At 62.0% G+C, this 22522-nt stretch carries 15 protein-coding genes; 4 read left to right on the forward strand and 11 right to left on the reverse strand.

What is annotated here, in order from left to right:
* Together K8U03_06460 and K8U03_06465 are read right to left on the reverse strand one after the other, a co-directional pair.
* Positions 1-320: zf-HC2 domain-containing protein (locus tag K8U03_06460; GenBank protein ID MCE9604533.1), on the reverse strand; the 320-nt coding region annotated here is incomplete at its 3' end.
* A 210-nt stretch (positions 321-530) separates the two neighbouring features.
* A complete protein-coding gene (locus K8U03_06465) occupies positions 531-1145 on the reverse strand; it encodes a sigma-70 family RNA polymerase sigma factor (protein ID MCE9604534.1) in 615 nt (204 codons plus the stop codon).
* A 231-nt stretch (positions 1146-1376) separates the two neighbouring features.
* On the opposite strand from K8U03_06465, the gene K8U03_06470 reads away from it, so the two are divergent.
* Positions 1377-6680, forward strand: a complete 5304-nt coding sequence (locus tag K8U03_06470) for a hypothetical protein (GenBank protein ID MCE9604535.1) — start codon at positions 1377-1379, stop codon at positions 6678-6680.
* Between the two features lie 56 nt (positions 6681-6736).
* On the opposite strand, the gene K8U03_06475 is transcribed toward K8U03_06470, so the two are convergent.
* Positions 6737-7318 carry an HdeD family acid-resistance protein gene (locus K8U03_06475; protein MCE9604536.1) on the reverse strand — a complete coding sequence of 194 codons (582 nt, stop codon included), beginning with the start codon at positions 7316-7318 and terminating at the stop codon, positions 6737-6739.
* Between the two features lie 151 nt (positions 7319-7469).
* Between K8U03_06475 and K8U03_06480 the strand changes: the two genes are divergently transcribed.
* Positions 7470-8750 carry a DUF1570 domain-containing protein gene (locus K8U03_06480; GenBank protein MCE9604537.1) on the forward strand — a complete coding sequence of 427 codons (1281 nt, stop codon included), beginning with the start codon at positions 7470-7472 and terminating at the stop codon, positions 8748-8750.
* A gap of 31 nt (positions 8751-8781) precedes the next feature.
* On the opposite strand, the gene K8U03_06485 is transcribed toward K8U03_06480, so the two are convergent.
* From K8U03_06485 to K8U03_06515, 7 genes are all read right to left on the reverse strand, one after another.
* Entirely contained in the window at positions 8782-9858 is a 1077-nt protein-coding gene (locus tag K8U03_06485) for a transglutaminase-like domain-containing protein (protein ID MCE9604538.1), read from the reverse strand.
* 202 nt (positions 9859-10060) lie between these two features.
* Positions 10061-10996, reverse strand: a complete 936-nt coding sequence (locus tag K8U03_06490; GenBank protein MCE9604539.1) for a metallophosphoesterase — start codon at positions 10994-10996, stop codon at positions 10061-10063.
* Positions 10997-11006: 10 nt separating this feature from the next.
* The gene (locus K8U03_06495; GenBank protein MCE9604540.1) at positions 11007-12143 is read right to left on the reverse strand and encodes a hypothetical protein; all 1137 of its coding nucleotides are present in this window, start codon (positions 12141-12143) and stop codon (positions 11007-11009) included.
* 22 nt (positions 12144-12165) lie between these two features.
* Entirely contained in the window at positions 12166-13290 is a 1125-nt protein-coding gene (locus tag K8U03_06500; GenBank protein MCE9604541.1) for a sigma-54 dependent transcriptional regulator, read from the reverse strand.
* Between the two features lie 2389 nt (positions 13291-15679).
* Positions 15680-16570 (reverse strand): formylmethanofuran--tetrahydromethanopterin N-formyltransferase, encoded by an 891-nt coding sequence (gene fhcD / locus K8U03_06505; GenBank protein MCE9604542.1) that lies wholly within the window; start codon positions 16568-16570, stop codon positions 15680-15682.
* Between the two features lie 90 nt (positions 16571-16660).
* Positions 16661-17074 (reverse strand): hypothetical protein, encoded by a 414-nt coding sequence (locus K8U03_06510; protein ID MCE9604543.1) that lies wholly within the window; start codon positions 17072-17074, stop codon positions 16661-16663.
* 281 nt (positions 17075-17355) lie between these two features.
* Positions 17356-18108: a lipoate--protein ligase family protein gene (locus K8U03_06515; protein MCE9604544.1), complete on the reverse strand. Its 753-nt coding sequence runs from the start codon at positions 18106-18108 to the stop codon at positions 17356-17358.
* A 346-nt stretch (positions 18109-18454) separates the two neighbouring features.
* On the opposite strand from K8U03_06515, the gene K8U03_06520 reads away from it, so the two are divergent.
* Together K8U03_06520 and K8U03_06525 are read left to right on the forward strand one after the other, a co-directional pair.
* Complete coding sequence (locus tag K8U03_06520; protein MCE9604545.1) at positions 18455-19441, forward strand: HEAT repeat domain-containing protein; 987 nt, start codon at positions 18455-18457, stop codon at positions 19439-19441.
* A gap of 8 nt (positions 19442-19449) precedes the next feature.
* A complete protein-coding gene (locus K8U03_06525) occupies positions 19450-19869 on the forward strand; it encodes a very short patch repair endonuclease (protein MCE9604546.1) in 420 nt (139 codons plus the stop codon).
* A 131-nt stretch (positions 19870-20000) separates the two neighbouring features.
* Here the strand turns inward: K8U03_06525 and K8U03_06530 are convergent, their stop codons facing one another.
* Positions 20001-22400 carry a hypothetical protein gene (locus K8U03_06530; GenBank protein MCE9604547.1) on the reverse strand — a complete coding sequence of 800 codons (2400 nt, stop codon included), beginning with the start codon at positions 22398-22400 and terminating at the stop codon, positions 20001-20003.
* Positions 22401-22522 lie beyond the last annotated feature (122 nt).

A 22522-nucleotide genomic window follows, 5' to 3' on the forward strand; every position in this document is an offset into this window, starting at 1 on the left:
TCGGGTTGGGAACTGCCGGAAGGAGGCCGAACGTCGGCGTCGCCGGCGCGCGCAACCGCCGCTTCGCCCGCAGACCTCGGAACCTCCAGCTCACGAACTACTTTAAGGCAAGCCGCCTCACCCACAAAGGGTTCCGCTGCGGATGGAGATTGGATTCTGGCGATCAAGCCGTCGGAAGTGAGGCCTAGGTTGTGCAGCGTGTCTTCGCAATCGGTGCAGGCCGCGATGTGTTCGGTAACTTCCTCGGCTTGCGGAACCGGCAGAGTTCCTAAGGCATAGCCCGATAGTTGCTCGCGGCTGGGGCATTGGCGCTGCGACATGCTGACGAATCCTAGCGAAGGAAAAGAGACGATTGCGACGGCGTGAGACCTGAAGTGCGGGGCAGTTCAAGTCACCCTATTGATAAATAACGCCGGGGGTTCACAGTTATTTTTTCAACTGCGAATAACCGCATAAACCCCGGTGTTTCGCTGAGTTTACGCGATCGCAAGCGACTGTTTTCCTGCGCCGAAACTTTCCTGCGCTTAGGCTTAACCTAGCCCGTCCATCTCTTCGCGCAACCGCCGCAAGACTCGATACTTGGCTTGGTGAACGGCATGTTTGCTGATGCCGAGTGCGGCACCGATTTCGGCGGCCGTTTGCTTTTCGACCGTGGCACTCCAGAACGCTTGCCAGGTCGTCGTTTCAAACTCGGCTTGGATCAAGCCTAACGTCCGTGCTACCACACCTTGCTCGGTAACGGTTCGTTCCTGGGCATCGTCGACGGGCTCCGGTGCGTCGGCGGCCAATTCCTGCAGCAGCAAGTGAGCGGTCGTGCCGCCGGTAGCCAGCGCACGATCCGCCGAGCGACGGATGTGGTCGCGCACGCGATTGCGGGCGATCGTCCAGAGCCAGCCCCGGAACGAGTCTCCCTGTTTGTCGCGGCGAAACGTGTCGATCTTCCGAGCCAGGATGCCGAACGTTTCTTGCACGATATCGGCCGAGTCTTCCGTCGAAAGTCGGCAGCGCCGCGACCAATGATAAACGAGCGGCCCGTAGATCTTCGACAAGCGCGACCAAGCCGCCGGATCGTGGTGCATCGCGCGCAGCAGCAGGCTCGGCGAGGTCATGCTTAGGGAAGTGTGCTCTACTTCAAGGTCGTCCAAGCGAACGCTCCCCCAAACATGGATGCAAACCCGGCGTGCCGTTGATTTTACTTCCCGCCCGATTCCCAAGCGAACGGAATCGAACGCAACGGATGCGTAAATGTCGATGGATCGCGGGATCGGCATCGAATATCGACTTTTTCTCTTGAGCTAGAGTCCGATCGTCTCGCGTTGATTAAGATGGCTGCCGGTCCCTTTTGCCCGACTTTTTGCTTCAAGAGTACTCCACTCATGGTCTTGCGAGTTGCTTTGCTGCTGCGCTGCGTACTAACCCTGGCCGTGGTCTTCGTCGGCGCGAACGTCGCGTCGGCCGATGTTCCTCTTGCCCCGGCCCTGCGCACCGATGATCTCGATGCCGCGGCTTGCAGTTCGTTCGTCGCCGGACAAGCGGCACCGGTCGATCTGCCGACGCTGGTCTCCGTGCTGGGGTTGCATGAAAGCGCGGTCGATAAAAGCTGGCAAGGTCGCCAAGCGAATCGGGATCCGTCGCTGCCGGCCGTGCATTATCGAGTTGCCTTCGTGCGGCCGATCACGATCGGTTCGCTGCTCACGTTCGGCGACCCGCGCGACGTCGCTCTGCTCAAGGCCGATGCCCCGTATCCCGGCGATCCGGAGAAGCCCGAGCACTGGCAATCGCTGTCGTATGCCGAGCGGCAAACCGGGGGCCGGACGACGACGCTCGACCAGCCGCTCGCGACGCGCGCCGTGCTCGTCACCGATCGCACTGCGCAAGGCCGGTCGCGGCTGGAAGCGCTTCGCATCTGGACCGAGCGCCGCTTCAACGCCGTGCCGTCGGCCCTGGCTTATGCCGCGACGGAATACTATCGACCACCGGCCAACTTCTCTTCGCCGTTCACCTACCATGCGTCGCTCGTCACGACCGGCGGCGGCCCATGGCAAAGTTCCGGCAAAGGAACCGAGGGCCGCATCACCACGCCGCCGATTTCCGACATCGCTCCTTCGTGGTTCATGCTCACTTGGGACTCGGCGCAGAAGTTCGACGGCCTCTGGATCGACGGTAGTTTGCTGCAATACGAACTCGACACGTTCGACGGCCCGACCGGAGTGAACCCGCGCACCGGCACCGATGCCGAATGGCGCAAACTTACTACCGTCAAGCGCTTCGACAAGCATGGGACTTGGCTCCAGTTCGAGCCGGTCGCGACGCGCGGCTTCCGCCTGCGCATCACGAAGTCGTCGGAACCGCAAGTCGCCGAGATTCGCGGTATGCATGCACTCGTGGCCTTGGGCGATGCCCCGATCCCCACGGAACTCGCGGCGCCGAAGTCGGGCACCGCCGACACGGCCGTGGCCCCGAAACAAATCTCGGTCGCGATGCCCTTCGAGGGGCAGCTTACCGTGGTCGTCGACGGGCCCGATGGTCGACGTGTTAAGAACGTCCTCGATCGTGAATCGTTGGCGTCGGGCGCGCAGCCGGTCGGCTGGAACTTGCAGGATGAAAGCGGGCGCTACGTGGCGCCGGGTAAGTATCGCTGGAAAGCGGTGGCCCATCCGCCGTTGGAATTGAAATACGAACAAACCGCTTACCCGAACACGGCGCCGTTCGCCCCCGACAACGCTCCTTGGCTCACGACCGCGCAGGGGCCCGACGGTTGGCTCGCCGATCACACGCCGCCGATCTCGGGCTGTGCCTTAGGAGACCGGATGTATGTCGGCGCGATGACCGCCGAGAGCGGCGTCTCGCTGCTCGAGTGCGATCTCGACGGCCGCAAAACATGGGGACATCATTCGTTCGCCGCTTGGACCGGTCCGCGCTTTCTCGCGGGAGATGGTCGGACTTTGTTCGCCGCGGCACGGATGTTGAACGACACGACGGATGTCGTGTGGAGCGTCGATACCGAGACCCGCGCGATCAAGCAAATTTTGAATCTGGCCCCGACGGCGCTCCGCAAGCGCGGCATGCAAGGGATCGCGGTGCGCGACGGCAAGCTCGCGATGAGCGTTCACGGCGATCCTTCTTGGCTCGCCACAGCCGCTAGCGGCGACGACGTCGATCTCCCGAATTGCATTCCGACGTATGCTCCACAACGCAAAGTGACGAAAGGAATCGCCGCCGACAAGCGGGGCGACTTCTTGCGTCTGCTGCGGTTGATCGGCACGCCGCCGGGCACGTGTGCCGATGGCTCGTTGGTAACGCTCCAGGCCGAGCCGAGCAGCGACGATCAACAACACTTGCTGGTCGGGTTCAAGCGCGCGATACCGCTCGGCAGCCTCGTTCTAGCTTCTCCGGCATTGAAAGGGACGGCGGTCAAGTTCAGCGTGCTGAAGACCGATGCTCCGTATCCGCCCGATGTTCACGACGGCCGACAATGGTCGCCGCTGCCGACGCCGACGACCGCGCATTGGGACGTCATCGCCGCGCCCCCGGGCACGCAGACCCGCGCCTTGCGCATTACCTTCGCGCGCGGTTCGGCTGCGGCCGACGGCGACGATCCGCTCGGTAAGCTCTTGGAACAAAACAGCGCGAAGCGCGACGTGCCGGCCGATCCGCTGGCGATCGATCGCGCGAAGAAGCCGACCTCGGCACGCGGCGCCGGCTCGCTCGGCAACACGGGCGATCAATGGCAAGGTCGGCTCGAAGGGCTCAAACTGTTGCGCCGCCGGTTCGAGAGTCGGTTGCCGCAAGCCGCGGTGCGATTCAACTCCGGACGGATGTACGGACAAGTTTGGGATGCCGAACGAAGCGAGCCGCTGACCGGGGCGAATCCCGGTATCTACGCGCTCGAATGGAAAGAGCCGCAAGCGCTGCATGGGCTCGCGATTCGCGAGATCGACGGACGGCTGACCAAGGTCGACGTCTATGAAGGAGACGCCGCGAGTCCGATCGACATCGGGGCCGAGTCCGGCTGGCGCGAGATTGCGCAATACGAACAACCGCGCCGCGACTATTACAACCCGAGCTCCGTGCAGAACACGAACGCGCGCTACCTCGACGGCTATGTCGATTTCGGCGGCGAAGTGCGCACGCGGGCCGTGCGTTTGCGCGTCGTCGAGCAATGGTCCGACAACGGCGAGCGCGGCACCATGGGCGTTCGCGACGATCAAGGTGGAAAGAAGATCGAGCCCTCGCGCTGCCGCGTCTACGGCGTGTTGCCGTTGTCGTATATCGGCGGCGAAGCACCTCTCGAAGACGGCTTGAGCGAGCGGATCGACATCTTTGCTGCGGCCGACGGCAAGCCGTTGCTCGAGGTTCCCCTTGCGCATCCCGGCTCGATCGCGTATCACCCGCAAGGCGAGTTGTATGCCGTGAGCGGCACGCAAGTCGTACGGGTCGACATGCAGGGGAGCAGCCACCAGCCGTTCGTGACCGACTTGGAGAAGCCGTCGGATCTCGCGTTCGACGCCGAAGGGAACCTCTACGTCTTCGATCGGGGTGCGGAGCGCAAACAAATTCGGGTCTACGACTCGACCGGTAAGTTTCTCCGCGCGATCGGCACCGCCGGCGGCTTCCGCGCCGGTGCTTGGGATCCGACGCGCCTCGGCGAGGTCTCGGCGCTTGAAGTCGATGCCCGCGGGCAAGTCTGGGCGGTGGAGTCGCAATACTGGCCGAAGCGCGTCACCGTTTGGACGCGCGAGGGCCGGTTCGTGCGCGAACATCTCGGCAACACCGAATACGGCGGCGGCGGCGTCCTCGATTCGCAAGATAAGACCCGACTGGTGTGCGGGCCGTTGGAGTTCGCGCTCGATTGGGATAAAGGAACGTCGCGGTTGAAGAACCTGACCTGGACGGGCTCGACGCCGGCCGGCGAAGTGCCGATCCGTGTCGGCGAGCGGCTCTATCTGGTCACGCGGCCGATCTTCAACAGCATGAAGTGCGGCATCGTTTACCTCTATGAAGACGGTCGTCTCAAGCTCGCGGCGGCGGCCGGACAAGCCGCGGCGTTCGAGCCGTTGAAGAGCGAAGCGGTCATGGCGAAGATCGCAGGCCAACCGTTGACCGAGCGCCATTTCCACTGGAGCGACCTGAACGGCGACGGCGAAGTGCAAGCGGAAGAAGTCGTCTTAACGGCGGATCCGAAGCCGGCAGTCGTCACGAACTTCGACCATGACCTCGGCCTGCAAGCCGGCACGCTGCGGTATGTCGTGAAGGAATATCTCCCCAGCGGCGTTCCTGTTTACGCGGAAGAACGATTCCCCGCCCTCACCGGCGACTCGCTCTATCGTCTTGCCGACGGCAACTTCTTTCGTCTCGGAACCGGTGCGCTGCCGGAAGCCCTGTTGGCTGCCGACGGCTCGACTCTCTGGAGCCACGAATCGGAAGGGAACGGCGTCCACTCGCTTTATAGCGCCACGCCGTGGCGACCAAGCCAAGTCGTCGCCGAGTTCGGCGTCGTCGGACGTTTGAAGCATCCGATCGGGGAAATGATCGTGCTGCACGGCAACGCCGGAGGTTGGAACGTGTGGACCGCCGACGGACTATTGATCGGCCCGATCTTCCACGACCAACGCGACGGCAAGGCACAACCCTGGAGCATGCGCGAACACGCGCGCGGACAAACGCTCGCCGACGTTACGCCCGGACAAGAACACTTCCACGGCTACGCCTGCGTTTCCGAAGACGGCAAGACGCGCATCGTCGCCGGGCACAACCACGTCACGGTGCTCGAAGTCGCGGGCTTGGAGCGCGCGACCCGGCTCGAAGGGGAAATCGAAGTCACGGCCGACGACTTGCGCAACACGCAAGTTTGGGCTCGCGCCAAAGAGAAGCAGGAAGTCTACGCGCGCTCGCCGGTGATCGATTGCTATCGCGCGAAGGTAGCGCCGAAGATCGACGGCGACCTAGGCGAATGGACTGAACCCTTCGCGGCCGAAGTGAAGGAAGGCCGTGATCGCTACGCGCAGTTCCGCATGAGCTTCGACGAGCGAAATCTGTACCTAGCGTACGACGTGCGCGGTTACGGCCCGCTGCGCAATGCGGGAGGCGAATTCGCGCGGCTCTTCAAGACCGGCGCCAGCGTCGACTTGCAGCTCGGCGTCGATCCGGCGAGCGCCGCCGATCGTAGCGAGCCCGCCGTCGGCGACTCGCGCTTGTTGCTGACGTTCGCCGATCAAGAACCGACGGCCGTGCTCTATCGCCCGACCGTGCCCGGCACTCCCGAAGATAAAGTCTATCGGGTCGTCTCGCCGGTCGGAGAAGTTGCGATCGATCGGGTCGACCGACTCCCCGAAGTGCAACTCGCGCGCAGCGGAACGGACGAGCACTACACGTTGGAAGCGGCCGTGCCGTTGGCCGCGCTGGGCCTCAAACCGGCGGCCGGCTTGCGACTCAAGCTCGATTGGGGTTTGCTCGTCTCCGGCCCGAACGGAAGCGAAGTGATTCGCCGCGTGTATTGGTCGAACCAAGCGACGAACATCGTGGCCGATGCTCCGAGCGAGGCCCGTCTGCATCCGAACCTGTGGGGGCATGTCTTGTTTCACGACCAGCGCCGCACGGCCGAAGACCGGCTCGACTCGATCGACAAACCGACGGCCCCGAAGGGCCTCGAAGATCTGCTCGACGGCAAACGGAAGTAATCGCACTAAGAATCGGCGCTGAGAATCGGCGCACGCCGATCGATCGAACTCGGCGTTTATTTCGACGCGGTGAGCTTCTTCACGGCTAGCGCCATGACGATGAGCGACCAGCCGTTGAAGAGCATGTCGAGCCCGATGAACAGCCCGATGACCCACAGGCCCGACAGCGGCCAATCTTTCCAGATGACGAAGCCGAGCATCAGGTTGATGACGCCGTGCAGAATGAGCCAGAGCCGGTTTTGATAGCGCACGCTCAGGCCGATCGCGATGCGAAAGATTCCGCCTAAGATCAAAAACACGGCGATCAACAGCGTCAGCCCGATCGCCGTAGCGCCGGGATGGGCGACGATCATAAATCCAACGACCATCGAAAGCACGCCGGCGATCAGGTCGAGATAGAAGCCGCTCCAGCCGCGCAGCGCGATCGCGTGGAGCGTTTGCAGCGCGCCGCCGATGAGCATCAGCGTGCCGAAGAAGATCATCGTGGCGAGCGTCGCGGCCATCGAGGCCCCGATGGCGACCATGCCGAGCACGACCAGGAGGACGCCCAGGCCGAGAATCCAACTCCACTTCTTCCCGACTTCCTGGAGGCCGACGAGATGAAGATCCGCGAGCGGAGATGGTTGAGGAGACGACATTTTTAGGCTCCGGTGTTCGACAGAGATGAGATGCCGGAATTGTAGGGCTTCCCGACGAGCGCCGCCTCGGGGCCGAAAAAATAATCGCCGGCGGTTACTGAAAAGCTTCATTATAGTGAGAGGTCGCCGTCCCCTTTTTCGGAGAATTCGCATGCCCCGCTCTTCGCTCGCTCGTGCGCACGCGTCTTTTGCGCCTCTGGCCTCGCTAGGCGTTGTCTTGCTCCTCGCGCTCGGCATGGGCGAACGATGCGACGCGCAAACCAAGACCGGCCCGACGGCTTCGGGCACCGCTGGCGTTCGTAAGCCCGCCGCGCCGGCAACGAGCGACGGACAGCGGCTTCATTCGCGCTCGCAGCACTTCATTCTGCATACCGATCTCGCCCCTGCCGAGGCGCAGGAATTGATCGATCGTTTGGAGTATATGCTGGGGATCATTTCCATTTATTGGGATAAGCAACCGCAGGGGCTCATCGAATGTTATGTCGTGAAAGACTTGAAGAACTGGCCCGATGGTTCGTTGCCCGATGAGCGGGGCCGACAATCGATCGCCTCGGGGGGCGGCGTCACGCTGTCGCTCGTGCTCGGCAACTCCGGCAAGTCGACCGTTTACGCCGGCGCCGATCACGGCACGCCGCAGCACGAAGCGGTCCACGCTTATTGCGCCACCAACTTCGGCACGACCGGCCCGACGTGGTATAGCGAAGGGATGGCCGAGATGGGTCAGTATTGGCGCAAAGGAGACAACAGCGTCAAGGTCCACGACGTCGTGGTCGACTACATTCGCAAGAGCGAACCGAAGACCCTGAATTCGATCGTCAACGGCAACGAGACGACCGGCGACTCATGGCAGAACTATGCCTGGCGCTGGGCGCTGTGTCATCTCCTGGCGACGAATCCGAACTACGCGGCCGACTTCCGTCCGCTCGGCTTGGGAATCTTGCAGCAGAAGCCGGTCTCGTTCGAGCAGACCTACGGCTCGATGGCGAACGAAATCTCGTTCGAGTATCTCTTCTTCCTCCAACATCTCTGCAACGGCTACCGGATGGATCTTTGCTATTGGGATTGGAAGCGGAAGTTCAGCGGGCTCGCAAACGGTCCGGGACGCAACGTGACCGTGCAAGCGGGGCGAGGCTGGCAGCCGAGCGGAATCCTCGTCCGCAAGGAAGCCGAATACACGGCGAAAGCCACGGGCACATGGAAGCTCGAGAAAGCTGCGACGAAGGGGGTTACGGCCGACGGCAACGAAAGCGGTGAGGGGAAACTCGTCGGCATCATCTTCAACGACTTCTCGCTCTCCGAAGAGTTCGACATCGGCGCCGATGGGACGTTCACGCCTCCGAGCGACGGCCAGCTTCACCTGCGTTGCAAGAGCGAGTGGTCGAGCATCGGCGACAACACCGGCGCCGTGGCCGTGAAGATCGCGATTAAATAATGCCGCGTCCGATGAGCGCCGTGCGCAGGCGTTAGGGGACCGCGCCCAGTTGCTCGCGCACGAACTTCACCTTCGGATTGCCACCCTTGCCGGTGAGATACTCGGCGACGTAGCGCTGTCGATCGCGCGGCTTTTCGGGGATCTGGAAATTGTCCCCCTTTTGCAAGATCGGGCGGTGTTCGGTGATGCCGCCGAACTCGCGCGTGCCGGCCGCTTGGCAAGGAAACCAATAGCCCTTGCCGCTTTCGTCTTCTAAGTAAAACTCCGGATAGCAATGATCCGGCACCCAGACGATGCGGGCCGGAATGCCCGAAGATCGGCAGACCGCGATGAAGAGCGAGCTCAATTCTTCGCAATCGCCGTTGCCGTCTTGCAACGAGCGGAGCGCTCCCTTGAGCGGCCCCTTCTTGTATTCCACCTTCTCGCGCACCCAATCGTAAATTCCTTCGACGTGCTTCCAAGCGTTGTCGCTTTTGTGCGTCGCGGTAAGTTCCTTCGCGATCGCGCGAATCTTCGAGTGGTTGCTTTCGATCGAAGGGCTCGGCGTCAGAAAGAGACGCAGCTCCTTCGGCATTTTCTTATCGTTCGGGAGCACGTAGATGCTCGTGTCGGTCGGCGGCGTCAACGAGAAGCGGCGAATCTCCAGCGTGACGAGCGCTTTCGCTTCGTCTCCCGGCGCGATGTAGGGCATCGAGACGAGCATCTGCTTCACCGTGCCCCCGAGCGTACGATACTCCGTCTTCTGCACCGCCGGCGACATCTCTTCGCTGACGATCTGCACGCTCTGCTCCGGCCAGTTGATCGGCACCGGTGCCGTGGCGTAGATGCCTTGGCAAGCGCCCCCCTGCGCCGTGACCGTCATGCCGATCTGATAACGCTGCGTCAACTCTTTTGCGAGCTGCGGTCCTTTGCCGTCGGGAGCGGGCCCGAACTGAGTGCTCGGTGCCACGCCGAACTGCGACGGAGCCGCAGTGCCGCCGGTTGCGGCTTGCGGCGCGCTATTGACGCCGAACCCCTGCGCGCGAGCCGGACTCTCGAACGCCACACCAGCGCTAGCGCCGCCGGCGAGGAACAAGAGCCCGACGAAACCGAAGCGGAAAATAGTCACGAGCCGATCTCCCGAGAGAATGTCGGCTTCCTAAATGCCGAAGACAGCGAAAGTCCTTCCTCAGTACCAGTGTAACTCACGCTTTCCAGAGCGTAGGCATGAGAAACGGATCGCCGCAGCAAGTGCTGGCGATCAGAAGACTTATCGGCCGTACGGAGCCGCGAATTTACGAGTTCGACCTGCCGGCAGCGACTACGCGGCGTTACTTCCCCGTCAGGCCGGCGTCCGTCGGAACGACGAAACGCTCGTTTTCGAGTTGCTGCTCGCCGTCCCAACGGTAGGCGCACAGCGTGCCTCCTTTCGCCATGCCGTAGTCTAAGCAAGCGACGTTCGGCGCTAAGATCGTGGGCCGGCCCTTCAGCGCGTAGTGGCCGATGAAGACCGGCTTCGCCGTCGGCGCATACGGCTGTGCTTCCGCCGCGAGCGATGCATCGAGCGGCAGATCGCAATCGATTTCATTCGTCAAGGCATAGCTGCGATACGTGTGGCCGCGCGGCGAAAGATACCAGCGGATGCGCGTCTGCTTTCGCACGATCCCCTGATCGTCTTGAAACGTCATCCCGCCCGGCAACGCGAAGTATTTCCCTTTGAGCACGGTCTCGACCGGGCCATACAACGGCCCCTCGAAGGGAAACGCGGCCTGTAGGAAATCGTCCGAGAGCGGCTTTCCTTGTTCATGTGCGAGCCCGATCGAGGCTATCGCCCGTTCGTCCCAGCAGGCATGCACGACGCGCAACCCTGCGAGCTCGAGCCAGAGAGGCAAGGTCCGAAACCATTGCAGATAGTCGGCGAGCTCCTGCGGCTTCAACTGCGCGAGCGTGGCTGCATGTTGCTTCGTGTTCTTTGCGTTGCGGCGGCGCAAGAATTCCCCCGGCCGCGCGCGATCTTCCGTCGCATAAGCGATCGCGTTGAGTTCATGATTGCCGAGCACGGCCAAGGCCGCTCCCGCTTCCACCATCGGCCGTGCGATATCGAGGGTCTCGCGAATCTTCGGTCCACGATCGATGAAGTCGCCGAGGAAGATCGCCTTCCGTTCGGGATGGCGATAAACTCCGCGCACGGGGCGATAGCCAAGCGTTTCTAAGAGCCGCACAAGCTCGTCCGCATGACCGTGGATATCGCCGATGAGGTCGTACATGCGGTTGGCGTTACCAACCCGCCCGAATGCCGAGTGCGACGGCCGGATCGACCATCACGGCCGTCGCCATGTGAATCGCTTGCGCGCCGGCAACGAGATAGCGCCGGGCATCTTCGGCCGAGAACGTGCCGCCGACGCCGATCAAAAACGGCGGCTTGATCCCTTGATGCAAATAACGCTGCGTCACGACTTGGCGCAGCATCCGCGTCTGCCGGAGCGAAGGCTCAAGCACCGCGGCGCCGCAGATTCCGCGCGGCTTGCCGTCGAACAGCGAGCGTCCTTCGGCGTCGACGACCGGCGCCGCGACGCTGTTGGTCATCGCGAGGCCGTCGATGGTGGAGCCGAGTGCGGCGACCAGCGATTCCGCTTCCGCCGAGTCGCGGATGTGGCCGATCTTCACGACGAACGGCGTCTTGCCGATCGCCTCGCGCACGCGCTCGGCGCAGAGAGCAGCGTCGCCGGGAGTTTGATAGAGCTGACCATCGGTCGTGCAGACGTTCGGGCAAGAAAAATTCGTTTCGACGACGTCCGCTCCGCTCTCCACCGCCCAACGGGCACACCGCGCATAATCGTCGGCCAAGTCCTCGATCGTCCAGCCCGGTTGCTCGCTGGCTACGACGGAAACGACCAGCACTTTCTCACGCGGCAGGCGCTTGCGCGTCTCTTCGACATCGGCCCGCCACACGCTCGGCGGCTTCGACGGCATGCCGAACGAAACGGCCCAAGTGCCGAGCATCGTCGGCGAAGCGGCGACGTGCGGCTCGTCGCCGGTCATCGTCTCGCAGCGGACGGGAACGAGATTCGGCAGCGGAAAACAAGCCCGTTCGACGCTCCGCACGGTCTTATAAGTCAGCACATCGAAGCCGAGGCGCGCGTAATAACGCAACCAACGACCGTTGAGCAAGGGCCCGGCCGCGATCCCGAGCGGCGAAGAAACCGGCAGGCTGCAAAACTCCCAAGAGCCTGGGATCGAAGGAACGTCGAAAGGATCGCGCGTGTCGCCGAGCTGCGCAGCCGACGAATGCGGGGCCGCGACGAATTCCTCCGGTGCGTGCTCGTAATTCCACTCGTAAGATTGCCGAGCATCGTAGCGCGGCAAGCTTGCGAACGGCGCATCGTTTGGCGAGGGGGTGGAACTATCGGACATGAACGCTTCCGATCCGAGACCGTTAATCGAGGCCGTACTTCCTGAGTTTACTGAAGAACGTGCTGCGGGGAATTCCCAGCATCCGCGCCGCTTCGGCTTTGTTGCCCCGTGCGCGAACCAGCGCTTCGGAAAGTCGTTCGCGCTCGAAATGGTCGAGGTCGTCACCGAGCGCCGTCGGCGCGGAAGCGACGGCGCTCTCGACCACGACGGTGCGCGCGATCCGGCCCGAGGCGACGACGTCGCGACGAACGGGAAGGCGATTCTTCGGCTCGGCGTGTGCTTTCCGCACGGCATCGAGAATTTCAGGAGGCAAGTCGGCGACACCGATCTCGTCGCTCTCCGAGAGGACGACGGCTCGTTCGATGGCGTTTTCCAATTGCCGGATGTTGCCGGGCCAAGCGTAGTTCGTCAGCACTTCGAGCGCTTGCTCTTCGATGCTTGCCGGCGGCTTGCCGGCTTGCTTGGCGTAACCGCGCAAGAAGTGCAGAGCGAGCTCGAAAATATCGTCGCGACGTTCCCTTAGCGACGGGCAACGGAGGCTGATGACGTTCAACCGGTAGAATAAATCTTCGCGGAATTTGCCGACCCGAATGAACTCTTCGAGGTTTTGATGCGTCGCGGCGATGAGCCGCACGTCGACCGCTTGCGTTTGCACGCCGCCGACGCGCTCGAACGTCCGCTCTTGCAAGACGCGGAGGAGTTTCGTTTGAGTCTCGAGGCTGATGTCGCCGATTTCGTCGAGGAACAGCGTGCCGCCGTCGGCGAGCTCGAAGCGGCCTGCCTTGTCGCGATCGGCTCCGGTGAACGCCCCTTTGACGTGACCGAATAGTTCGCTTTCCAAAAGCCCGCTCGAGAGGGCCGCACAATGCACGACGATGAACGGCTTGTTCGCGCGCGGGCTGTTGCGATGAATCGCGCGCGCCAGCAATTCCTTCCCGGTTCCGCTTTCGCCGCGCACGAGAACCGACGCCGGACTGAGCGCTACTTTCGCCGCCTTTTCGAGCAATTCGCGCACCACCGGGCTCGCACCGAGAATCTCGCTGCGCCAAGGCTCCGGCTCGCGCTCGCCGCGCGGCTTCGGTTCGCGGTGTATGTCGACGGCCCGATCCCCTTCGCCGCGGCTGAGCAGCTCCCCTTGGAGAAACATGATCCGTCGCTGCTGCTCCGAGATCTTATCGACTTTCGATTGCAGCTCTTCTTTGAGCGTGAGAATCGTGCGATGGCCCTGGGCCGTGCTGAGCGCGAGCGTCGTCGTACGCGCGAGCGTGCTGACGAAGTTTTGGTCTTCCGGCGTGTAAGGATCGCCGTCGAGGCGGGGGCCGAAGAACGCCGCCCCGATGAGAGCCCCTTCGAGTTCCAAGAGGAACCCTAACTCGGCACCGAAGGCATGCAGCTCGCGCGCGCCGACGCTGACCGCCGCGCGCTTCAAGGTGCCGGAGATCGCCAACTCGGCGATCAACGGATGCTCCGGCTTGAGATACTTCGGCGCGGAGGGCCAGCCGACGTGATCGGCGACGGAGAAGCCGTCGTCATCGAGGTTGCGTAGATAAACGATCCCTCGTTCCGCGCCGATGGTGTCGCGAGCACCTTGCAATAACTGCCGCGCCAGTTGCGCCGGCTCGACCAGTCGATCGACGGCCGCGCCAAGTTGGCGAACGGCTTTGTCGAGGCGATATTTCTCGCGAAAGAAATTCCGATCGAGCGACTTTTGAAACCGATCGCGAATCCAGCCGAGGAACACGACGATGACCATCGCCGTGAGGCCGGCGGCTAGCGCATTCTCCCAGCGAAAGTAGAACTCGCCGACTAGGGCCGTCGCGAGGCCGACCGTCGCGCAGAACAGGAACGTCGCTACGGAGCTGATGCCGACGTACAAGATGCCGCGGTTCACTACGCGACCGACCTGCATCAGCTTATAGCGCGTGATGCTCAGGCCGTACGCCGTCGTGAACAGCAGGCTCGTGATGTAGACCATCAACTTCGGCATCGGGCCGAAGGCGAACTCGGCACGGTCGTTGAGTGCGGTGCGAAGCAGATAGCCGACGGGGCCCATCGTGAGCATCACCGCGGCCAACAGCCCTTGCACTTGTTGCCGCTCCTGCGTCGTCCGACCGCGCAAAAAGCGATAGATCAGCACCCCGAAACCGACGAGATACATCCCGACCGAGGCTGCGAGATAGCCGTAGATGGTGCCCGCGAGTTTACCTAACAGGCCCGCCAGTTCTACGGCCGATGAAGGATCGTAGTAGAGACGATCGATGAGCCAGATCTGATAAAAGAGAAACAACATCCATACGCCGGGCACGGCGTAAATGACGATCGTCGAGATGCGCGGACGAGCACGAATGATCCCGAGCGGCCGGGGAAACATCGCGAAGAAGTGCAACGTCATCGGCGCGAGCAGCATCGCGCAAAAGACGAACGGATAAGCCAAGGCTTTCGAGCCGATCAAGTTCGGCCAATGAAACGCTCCCATGAACGTCACGGCGTTGACCGTGCATAGGAGGAAGAAGAGCACGGCCGAGCCATCGCCGGGACGCTTCCATACGACCGTCGCCCCGATCACGAAGATTCCCATCTCCAAGAGGAACCAGCCGAACGAAATTCCGACCGCCGCCGTGGAGCTCGGAAGGAGCAGAAGCCAGTCGGTCTTCTGTGTTTTTTCGGCGGCGCTGAAATAGTCGACCCGCACCCAGCGTTGATCGCCGATATCGGCGACGACGGCATCCGTCGGCAAGCTTGCCAGCGCTTCGACCGAATTCAAGTGCGGGACGTTTTCATGGATCGCACTCGGAGAGGCTTGATCGAACAAGTCTTGCAGATGGAGCGCGCTGGGAACCTCGCGGCCGGCCACGCGATATAAGAGGTCGCCGTTTCGAGGCCCGAGGCCGACGGCCGACAGAGCCTGCTCCGACCAGCCCACGAGCGTGCTTTTCTCGTCGGCAACGGGCGCCGAGGCGTTGGAGAAGAGCCCGCGCAGGCCGAGGTCCCAGCCGGTCTGAACGTGGTAGAGCACGCTCAAGCAGTAGAGAATCACGAGCGGAGTCGTGACGTAGAGCAAGACTTTACGAAGCGTATTCATCTCACGCAATCTCAACAATGCGGCTAGATTCACAGCGCCGAAACGTCGAATTATCGGCGCTCGACAGTAGCATTGAAGCCGTTTGGTCGCCGAATTGCAAGCGCCGAACGAAAATCGTCGAACTACCCGAATCGACAAAAAGGTAATTCTGAAAGAGAGTTACAGCGCCCGAATTATTTTAGTTCGAGCGAAATAGCGAACGGCATAAGCTTTGCTTCTAATCTGGATCGAAACCCTTCGCTACCCAACGCCCACAGGCAACTTGGCTCGGCGGTTTCGGCTCAACAGTTCCCATATCGGACGCACCGGCTCTACCCAAGCCGGCTGTGTCGCTTCTCCCGAGCCGTGCCGGCACCCGCCTAGCCAACTGTGGGTTTTTTATGCGCGGGGTTTTTTATTGCGCTGCCGGGAACGAGGTCGCAAGCGCTGCGGATCGTAAGCCTGATCGCCGGAGCTAGGTCGCGAGGTCGTGGAGGCGGAAATGGAATTTTCCGAGCTTCCCGCCGTAGTTTCCAGCACCGATCGCGGCGACTTCGTCGCCGGCCGCAGCCTGCATGGCCGACTGCATGGCGCGACGAACCGCCGCTTCGTCTTCTCCGTCGATCACGATCTCGTAGGCGTAATGGGCCTCGGGATGCAGAAGCGTCGTGCCGACGTTGCCGCGCAGCGTCGGGCAATAAACGTCGGCCGTCGAGGCGGCTAGGCCTTTATACACGGAGCCGACTTTGCTCCCGCTCCGGGCGATGCCGCCGGGAAACGGCGTGATGACGCCAGGCATCTCGGCGAGGGCTTCGGCGGCACGGCGGGCCGCGGCCAGCGCTCCTGCGAAGGTTCGGCCGTGAAAAATGAGATTGCCCCCTGCGATCCCCTTATTCACGCCGAGCCGCTCTTCGACGAGAAACTCGCCGTCCATGACCGGGATGCGCCAATAACGACGGCCGTTCAAACGCTTGCTTTTTTGGAACCCGTCGCCGAAGAAGCGGAGATGCTTCCCGAGCGCAAGTTTTTCTTCGCCCGCCGGCAAACCATCGTAGACGGCCGTCGTCGGGCAGGTCATCAGGCATTGGCCGGTGCGGTTGGGAATCGCTTTCGCCAGCGCTTCCGTGGAGAAACCAAATGCCAGCAGCGACACGCCCGGCCGGCCGTCGGGCGTGGCGGTCGTTGCGAGATGTCGTTCGACGCCGATCTCGGCATCGCACGCGATCACGCTGCTGGCGTAGCCGCTAAAGGCGCGCACCGCCGCGTCGAGCCAATAGTCGTCGTGTGCCGTAACGATCAGCCGCGTGTAGCGCATCCGAAACGCTTCGGCGAACGTATCGATGATTTCCGTCGTTCCGATTCTCACCCGCACCGACTCCCCACATGCGTTCGCGCTTGCGAATCCGATTCCGAGGCGTCGTCATCCTGACTCACGCGAGGAGTAAAATCCAGAGGATCATCGCCCGGGCAGGCGCATCGAGCGCGCCTCGGCAGGGCGCTCCGAGGAAGAGTCGGTGTTCGGCCGGCGTTCGTTCGGCCCACCGCGGTCGAACATTCGGCTTCGATCGAGCGGACCTTCGTGCGACGAACTCGGCCGGCGATCGCGTCCGGGTCCGAACTTCGCATCGCGCACGCGACAAAGCCGACAGGGCATATAGACGGTTCCGCCGCAGGTCGGGCAGCGGGCCGGAGGGCCGAGATCGGCGTCGAGCGGTTCTTCGCGCCGCGGCACACGCTCGTTGCGGCGATTCATCGAGATCGCCGTGATCGTTCCGCGGCTGATTCCGGTTTGCTTCGAGATGGCCCGTTGCGATAGTTTTCCTTCCGCCAGCAGACGACGAATTTCTTCGACCACGATGTTGGAGAGCATGGCGTGAGTCCTCGCAGCTAAGGCCGTCATGGCACCGGTTTCAGCGAAGAAACTCGATGGGAAGACGTGTACAAATGATCACGTCTACGGCATGAATATAGGCCACGCTCGGCCCAATATCTAACTGTGGAAACGCACAAGATGTGGTGTAGCGAGAGACCCGAAACGCAACCTGCATCGCCGCAAAAATCCTCGACGATTCTCTCGAAACACGCCGATTTTACTTGCGAAGAATAGGCCGCGGCCGCGGCTCGTATCGGGCTCTTCGGCATTCGCCGGCGCTAAGGAATGCGCGCGTTCCATTCGGGGTCGGAATATTTCTGCGCGGCGAGAGTACGCGCCTCGGCGAGAAGCTCGACACATAGATGCGGCGCATATTCGTTCGCGGCACCGAACTCTTCGACGAGCCCCGCGATCAGCATCTCGCGCCCGATCGGCAGGTTGCCGACGAACTCCAAGTGGTTGCGCGCCGCACGATACTCCGGTTGTCGAGGCGCATAAGCGAGCAGAGTCGCCAGGGTTGCGAGCGGAAAATCATAGAGGAGCGTTCCGTGGTAGAGCATGTGGTTGCGACGACAACGCAAACTATTGCCGGAGAATTTACGCTCGGCGAGCGCGAGGTCGCTCGTGCCGCGCCGTTCCGCCTGCGGCACATGGCGACGAACGGCGCGCAACACCCCTTCGAGCACGAAGCGATGAGCCACATCGATGGCGCGTAGCTCGGGCCGAGAAACGTAGCTCAACACTACCGAGTACATCAGACAACCGGTCCCCATCACGACCGCCGCGCCCCCGCTGGTGCGTCGCAAGATCGGCACTCCTTGCCGCGCACATTCCTGCACGTCGACTTCCGACGACAGCGACGACGAGCGACCGATCACGACCGTCGTTTGGCGCGGTTCCCAAAGCCGTAGCACTTCAAGCTCCGACGGCGATTCGCCCTGCTCGGCCAGTCGCTCCGCTCGATCCAGCAACGCCTCATCGAGCGCCAGGTCTTCGGCCGGGGTCGGGCAGGTGTGCGCGAATAGATACATCGTGAGCAAGCTTAGGTAAGGGAAGGCGATTCGACTCTCGCTTGAGCAAGGCAAAGTCTATCTTCATCGACGCTCGCGATGCGGCAAAGCCCCCTGGCGAACACCGACCGGTCGGCTCGCAGCATCAGCGCTTTCTTCGAAAAAACGGGATAAAACCGTACTGTTTCGCATCGTGAACGCTTCCTGAGCCGCAGCGGGCTCCTCGTCGTCGGACCTCGTTTCGACTAAAATGCGTTATGCATCGAGCGTGAAACACCTTCGTTTCGCGTGTCGGAATTCGCCGCGTCTTTCCCTTTGTCGAGCTGCGCCACGCATGTCGTCCGAGCGATCTGAAACTCCCCGTCCCTTGGCCCCGAACGACGTGCTCCCGCCGGTCGAGCCGCCGAGCGCCGGCTTCATCGTCCAGTTGTTCGTCATTCCCGCGGCGATCGTGGCGATCATCATCGCCGTCTGGGCCACGTTCAACTGGCTCGCCCATATGGGAAGCGATCCGCGCAACTATGTCGAGGCGATGAAGCGCAACAATGAAGGTCGCTGGCAAGAAGCGGTGAATCTGGCGAACGAATTGAATCGGGCCGGCAACGAAGAGCTGCGCAAAGACCCGAAGCTGCTCAAAGACCTAGCCGATTTGTTCGACACCGAGATCGACGCCGGCGGCATGGACGATAAGCCGGTCAGCTTTCGGGTTTACTTGGCTCGGGCCGTCGGCGAGTTCCACTTGCCCGAGTCGTTGCCGCCGCTCATCAAAGCGGCCAAGACGAATCGTGACGATCGGGAGCGCGATGTGCGCCTCGCCGCACTGCAAGCGATCGCGCGCTTAGTCCCCCACATTCCGCAAGCGAAGCCGCAAGCCGATCCGGCACTTAACGATGTTTTGGCACAGGCAGCGAAAGACCAAGATTCCGTCGTCCGATATCATGCGGCCTACACGCTCGGTGTGTTGGGGGGCGTCGATGCGTTGCGCCAGTTGGAAGTTCTTCTGGGCGATGCCAACGTCGATGTGCGCATGAACGCCGCCGTCGGACTGGCGCGGCATGGTGTTGCCGCGTGCGTTCCGGAGCTAGCGAAGATTCTCGACCCGAGCGAAACGGCCGGCATGCTCGCCGAGCAAAACGAAAAGGCTCGCGAAGGAAAACAGTTCACCATGATCGCCAACGGGCTCGCCGCCGCGCTGCAATTTCACGTGAAGAACCCGACGGCCGACGTGAAGCCTTTGATCGCAGGCATCGACAAGTTGCTCGCCACGAACCCGCAAACGAACCTGAAGCTCGAAGCCGAAGACGTGCGGCGGAAGTTGCTCGCTACGGCCGCCGCCGCCGCGCCTGCCCCGTAGAGCAACGTATGGTCGACAGGCTCACGACCGAAGAACGAAGCCGGCTGATGAGCGCCGTGCGCGGGCGCGATACCTCGCCGGAGTTGGCCGTGCGGCGACTCGCAACCTCGTTCGGCTTTCGCTATCGACTCCACTCGAAAAAGCTGCCCGGTCGGCCCGACTTGGTGTTCCCCGGTTTGCGGAAAGCCGTGTTCGTCCACGGCTGCTTCTGGCACCGGCATCGCTGTCGCCGAGGCCGCTCGATGCCCGCGACGCGCATTCCGTTTTGGACGGAGAAGTTCACTCGCAATGTCGAGCGCGACGCCGCCGTTCGTAAGCAACTTCGCCGCGCAGGGTGGCAAGTGCTCATCGTGTGGGAATGCAAGCTCACTCCGAAGAACATCGCGCAAACCGCCGAGAGGTTGAAAGCATTTTTGACGGCAAAATGAGAAAGCAGTCTCGGGTTTTTCAATAGCCCTAGATGCATATCTGGGGACACAGCCGTGATCGTAGCTCGCAGCCATCCGTGGCGGACGGCACGTGGAACGTGCCTGCTACTATACGCGGATCGCGACCGTCGTCATTTCGGCGCGGGCCATTGCAAATGTCTGTGCAGAAAATCAAACGTGCCGACCGCGTGGATTTCATGAGGGCCGTCGAAGTATTCGATCTCGGTTTGCTCGGGAATCTTGAGATCGGCGTAGAGTAGTCGGATTTTGCCGTATTCGTAGCCGACCCATTCGTCGATACCGACGCCGTCGCGATGGCCGCGCTCGACCATAAACGGCCGAGGCGCAATCAAGTACGCCATCTCGGCGTAGTTGAACGTGTGACCCAGATCGAATTCGAACATTTCGTATTCGGTGGTCCCCATATAACTGAACGGATCACGCACGCTCGTACATTTCCGAATCCACTCGTTGAAGTCGCCCGAGCAGATCGACAAACAATAGCGCTCGACCAGCGCCGGCACGCGCATCGCCGTCTTGCCGCCGTACGACAGGCCGTAGAAGCCGATCCGCTCGGCATCGACGAACCCTAGCGACGCGAGCCAGTTCGTGATCTGCTCATGCTGCGGAACGATCACCGACCAGAGCGTCTGCTTCAGCGGATAAAGCTTCCGCACGAGTTGGCGAAAGTGGTGCTTCCCCAAGTACGGATTCTGCGGCGAGAACGCAACGAAGCCTCGCTCGGCCAAGTGATGCGCGAAGCGATGGTAGTAGCGCTCGCCGCTGCCGCCGGCATCGATCGTATCGCGCGGCCGACCTTCGAGCCCATGCTGACATACGACGACGGGCCGGCGTTCGCCCGATTTCAAACCTTTAGGCACCAGCAGCACGCCGTATGCAAACACGTTCGCCTCAGGTTTCTCCGGATCGTTGTCGAATACATCGAGCACGACTTCGTAGCCCACGTATTTCGGCGTGTCGTAGATTTGTCGCGTGCGCGCGTTCGGCGGCAAGAGCGGCAGTTCGATCTTGCCGAGTACCTCTTCGTATAAATGTTTCCGATACGGCCCGAGCGAAGCTTTCCACTTCTCCGGATCGCGCGCGGCGTGGTCGGCATTCTTCCAGTAGTCTTTGCGAACGTACTCGCTTTCGCGAACGAAGGCCTGCGTCTGCTCGACGAGTTGATGGACGTAACGCCCTTGCCAATGCTCGGGCTTGTGCCGACTTCCGAACGCAGACTCGCTCGGCCTCGGCGGTGGGTTCGGGATCTTGTCGTCGCCGTAGGCCGCGACGAGCTCGGCGATGAATGCGTCGCTCCAGGGGGCTTGGTCGGCCGCATCGCCGGCGACGAGCTTCACTTGGTTCGCAAATGCCGGATGACCTTCCGTAAGCTTTAAGGCCCTGGCGATCTCGGCTTTCACATCGCCGATCGCCGGCGTCGTCAAAGTGCCGGGCGTGATTCGAGTCACGTCTACTTTGCCGTCGCTGGGAATCTTGATCTTCGGCGCTCGCGAGGCTTCGACGATCAATTGATTCGGCGCGATCATCGCGGCCAACTCGGCGTCGCCGAATTCGTCGAGCAAGCCCCAGACGTTCCGGTAGATCGGCTCTTGCCACAACTGCTCGCGCGGCCCGAAGTAGCCGCTGACGCCGACGACTTGGATGCGCGGATCGAGCGCGGCCGCATAAAGTGCGAGGAGGCCTCCTTCGCCGTATCCCGCGATCGCAACGCTCGTAATTCTCCCGTCGACCGCTTTATCGCCGTGTAGTTCCGTCAGGATGCGAATCAGATCGAGCTCGTATCCGATCACATGGCGTCCCATTTCGAACGCTTGACGATAAATGAACTCGCGATGCGGCTGCGGTGTTTTCCTTGCGCCGTTCACCAATGTCGAGTGCTCGTGATTCCGATCGATCAACCGAGGAACGACCACATGAAATCCCGCCGCGACGAACCGTCGTGCGACCGCGCGCTCGTCCGGTGCATTTTCATCGAAGCCTATGAACGACTCGGGCGTTTGATCGGCGTCGGGAAGCAAGATGATCGTCGGGGAGTTGCGAAGCGGTTTGTCGGGATACAGTTCATACACGTCCGCTTCAAAGCCCGTGGCGACTGCGACGACGCTGTGAACCAGCTTAAATCCCGGACCATAGTTCTCACCTTGCTCTACCGAGACTTCGTTCTTATCGCGCAGTTCTTTTTTCGCCGGGTCGCCGAACCCGAGATACTTCGCTAATCGCGCACGATTCGACTCCATGCTTTTCACATAGGCCGTGGGGCTGGAGAAGTCGCGCTGCCAATGACGAGCGCGGCGTTCGACGCTCGCCGCCGTTTCGCGATCGGCAAAGCTGTGGAGATCGTCGACCATGCGCAGCGAGATGTCTCCTTGCCACACCAGCGGTTGCGTGCCGGGAAGCGGCGCAGCAGCTTGGCCGAACGTCGTCGCCGTGAACGACGCATACAACAACGCATAACCGACCCCCAGTGCGATCGTGCGAACGACTGAGAGACGCGATCGGAGAGCGAGCATGAAAAGTTGCTCCGTGGCGGGCGAGGGCATAGCATGGCGGGATCGAACTCGCCCACGATACACCGCGCCGCGGCGCGGCACAACTTTTCAGCCCGACACAACCATTCGGCTAGGAGCGATCC

The organism is Planctomycetia bacterium, assembly GCA_021413845.1.
Lineage (GTDB): Bacteria > Planctomycetota > Planctomycetia > Pirellulales > PNKZ01 > PNKZ01.

Excerpts from the sequence above, each read along its gene's own strand:
- K8U03_06470 (MCE9604535.1), top strand. The coding sequence starts at position 1,377 with ATGGTCTTGCGAGTTGCTTTGCTGCTGCGCTGCGTACTAACCCTGGCC.
- K8U03_06475 (MCE9604536.1), bottom strand. The coding sequence starts at position 7,318 with ATGTCGTCTCCTCAACCATCTCCGCTCGCGGATCTTCATCTCGTCGGC.
- K8U03_06480 (MCE9604537.1), top strand. The coding sequence starts at position 7,470 with ATGCCCCGCTCTTCGCTCGCTCGTGCGCACGCGTCTTTTGCGCCTCTG.
- K8U03_06490 (MCE9604539.1), bottom strand. The coding sequence starts at position 10,996 with ATGTACGACCTCATCGGCGATATCCACGGTCATGCGGACGAGCTTGTG.
- K8U03_06495 (MCE9604540.1), bottom strand. The coding sequence starts at position 12,143 with ATGTCCGATAGTTCCACCCCCTCGCCAAACGATGCGCCGTTCGCAAGC.
- K8U03_06500 (MCE9604541.1), bottom strand. The coding sequence starts at position 13,290 with ATGTTTCTCCAAGGGGAGCTGCTCAGCCGCGGCGAAGGGGATCGGGCC.
- K8U03_06510 (MCE9604543.1), bottom strand. The coding sequence starts at position 17,074 with ATGCTCTCCAACATCGTGGTCGAAGAAATTCGTCGTCTGCTGGCGGAA.
- K8U03_06515 (MCE9604544.1), bottom strand. The coding sequence starts at position 18,108 with ATGTATCTATTCGCGCACACCTGCCCGACCCCGGCCGAAGACCTGGCG.
- K8U03_06525 (MCE9604546.1), top strand. The coding sequence starts at position 19,450 with ATGGTCGACAGGCTCACGACCGAAGAACGAAGCCGGCTGATGAGCGCC.
- K8U03_06530 (MCE9604547.1), bottom strand. The coding sequence starts at position 22,400 with ATGCTCGCTCTCCGATCGCGTCTCTCAGTCGTTCGCACGATCGCACTG.